2 rRNA genes are annotated in these 1147 nt (G+C 47.4%); both read right to left on the bottom strand.

Going from position 1 to position 1147, the window contains the following annotated elements:
- A 23S ribosomal RNA gene (locus tag BZG82_RS16120) occupies positions 1-631 on the bottom strand; the annotation flags it as partial.
- 360 nt (positions 632-991) lie between these two features.
- Positions 992-1147 (bottom strand): 16S ribosomal RNA (locus BZG82_RS16115); the annotation flags it as partial.

The following is a 1147-nucleotide window of genomic DNA, read 5'->3' as shown; positions in this document are numbered from 1 at the left end:
TAGTATTCGTCCGAGGCGCTACCTAAATAGCTTTCGGGGAGAACCAGCTATCTCCGAGTTTGATTGGCCTTTCACCCCTAGCCACAGGTCATCTCCTAACTTTTCAACGTTAGTGAGTTCGGTCCTCCAGTTGATGTTACTCAACCTTCAACCTGCCCATGGCTAGATCACTCGGTTTCGGGTCTAATGCTAGCAACTCGACGCCCAGTTAAGACTCGGTTTCCCTACGGCTCCCCTATGCGGTTAACCTTGCTACTAACATTAAGTCGCTGACCCATTATACAAAAGGTACGCGGTCACCCCACAAAGGAGGCTCCCACTGCTTGTACGTAGACGGTTTCAGGTTCTATTTCACTCCCCTCACAGGGGTTCTTTTCGCCTTTCCCTCACGGTACTGGTTCACTATCGGTCAGTCAGGAGTATTTAGCCTTGGAGGATGGTCCCCCCATGTTCAGACAAGATATCACGTGTCCCGTCCTACTCGNACCTGCTTATGCAGGTGGGTTTCCCCATTCGGAAATCCCAGACTCAAATGGCTTTTACTGCCTTATCTGGGCTTATCGCAAGTTAATACGTCCTTCATCGCCTCTGACTGCCAAGGCATCCACCGTCTACGCTTAATCACTTAACCATACAACCCCAAGAGGTTTTATTTACGGCGAGATTGTCTAAAAAAGAAATCTTCGTCGCAAAACCACTGAGTGTTGAATCATCAACTAATTAAGGTTTTGTTTTTGCCGGACTCAAAATAGAGACTTTGCTTATCAAATAAAACAAAGCCCAAGCACACTTGATTGTGTGAGTGACATTACATGTCACTGATTGAGAACTTTACTGTCATTCTTTAAGAATGACTTGTCAGCTTTCCAGATTGTTAAAGAGCATCTCTTTTCAGAGTAACGCTAAAAGCGTTAACCAATGGCTTGCCATTAGTTAGCGCTTTTCAATATGACCGTGCAATCTGTGTGAACACTCGCAAGAATAGCGTCAGTAAGGAGGTGATCCAGCCCCAGGTTCCCCTAGGGCTACCTTGTTACGACTTCACCCCAGTCATGAACCACACCGTGGTAAACGCCCTCCCGAAGGTTAAGCTATCTACTTCTGGTGCAGCCCACTCCCATGGTGTGACGGGCGGTGTGTACAAGGC

It is taken from the genome of Salinivibrio sp. PR5, assembly GCF_001996085.1.
GTDB classification, from domain to species: Bacteria; Pseudomonadota; Gammaproteobacteria; order Enterobacterales; family Vibrionaceae; genus Salinivibrio; species Salinivibrio proteolyticus.
Note: the sequence above shows the minus strand (reverse complement) of the source record. Positions and strands in the feature narration are given on the sequence as shown.